The following is a 1291-nucleotide window of genomic DNA, read 5'->3' on the forward strand; positions in this document are numbered from 1 at the left end:
GATAGGCCCGAGGCGCATGATGTTGCCTTGCTGCTCTCCCGTCTGACGAAGAAGCGTTGGCCGAAGCGGTTGCACCGCGGTCTGTACCTCATCGTGCCGTTCTCTGCGGGGGTGGATGCCAATTGCAGTGTTATCTCTACTCTATGCGGCCGCCAGCGACGTCTCGGTGCTGCATCCTCGTGTCGACTGGCCACAGACCAACAGCTTGAACATCTGCCGAAGCATGTCGCCGGGCGCCAACCGGGGTAGGCCTTTTCGGTTCGATACTTTCATGACTTTCATGGGCGAGGGGGGCTAACGTGGCGATGTTGGTGCAGCGCGCACCTGGTGTTAGCTGTGATTACTGGCAACACAAAATACGTGACATCACTGGTATCCCGCAAGGGAAATCTCTTCGAGCCACTGACCTTGTGCGCCCCTGGTTTCTCGTGCCACAACACGACGAACTTTCGGAAGACGAAGCTGCGGACCTCTTTGCCACTGTCCGCCGGAAACTGTTGGGGCGTGCTGTACGGCCACGTGTTCTGTACGCTATTCGGTACGTTCGTAACCTGGGGCCTGAAGACAGCCTGCCTCTGTTATATGCGATGCGACATGTCGCCCGGGAGCGGGGCAGCATTGGGCGCTACTGGCCAGCTTTCTACGAGGAAATCTTGGCTGGCCAGCTAGAACTGCGCGATGTACAGGTTCGTCTGGCTCCCGAGCTGGCTCAAGTCTGGCTGCGCCTCTATGAGCACACCCGCGGCGCCCTCTACTATCCCCGGGAGGGGCGTCGGTTCATCAAGTGGCCGTTAGCCCACGCTGGGCTCCTTCGTGATGATGAGGAGGTACTACGGGCCTTTGGCACGACGCTCGCCACCGAATACGGAGGGGATCCATCGGCAGCCCTACTTCTACCTGACGATCTTGACGAGTTCCTCCTATCCTTGTTGGATTGGCTAGAACAGACGGGGGACTTTGCGAACAGCCACTTGGCTCGGCTCGTCCACAAGAAGGACGGCACAGATGTCACTATCGGTGAGTTGGCTCAGCGGTGGCTGCATGATCAATGGGAGCAGATCGCCAGAGAGCAAGACGGCCGAGGCGCCAATCGAGCAGGGCTCATACGGCGCCACCTCCGATATGACGCCGCCCGACATCGCGTCCTTCTGATTCTGCGTGAGAGTGTTTGGCCCGGTGATGTAGAGGTGCGTCTGCATTGGGGCGATGAGGTCCCTGTTCACACCCGTTTCATAAGCGTTGAGAATAGCACAGAGTGCAGTCCTATGGAGATCCTTGTCCTCTCCCCTGC

1 protein-coding gene is annotated in these 1291 nt (G+C 58.9%); it reads right to left on the minus strand.

Annotated features, from left to right (window positions below; genetic code table 11):
- Positions 1-938: 938 nt before the first annotated feature.
- The coding region (locus HW443_RS11360; protein WP_176238240.1) for a hypothetical protein at positions 939-1291 on the minus strand (353 nt) is incomplete at its 5' end.

It is taken from the genome of Candidatus Hakubella thermalkaliphila, assembly GCF_013281975.1.
GTDB classification, from domain to species: Bacteria; Actinomycetota; Humimicrobiia; order Hakubellales; family Hakubellaceae; genus Hakubella; species Hakubella thermalkaliphila.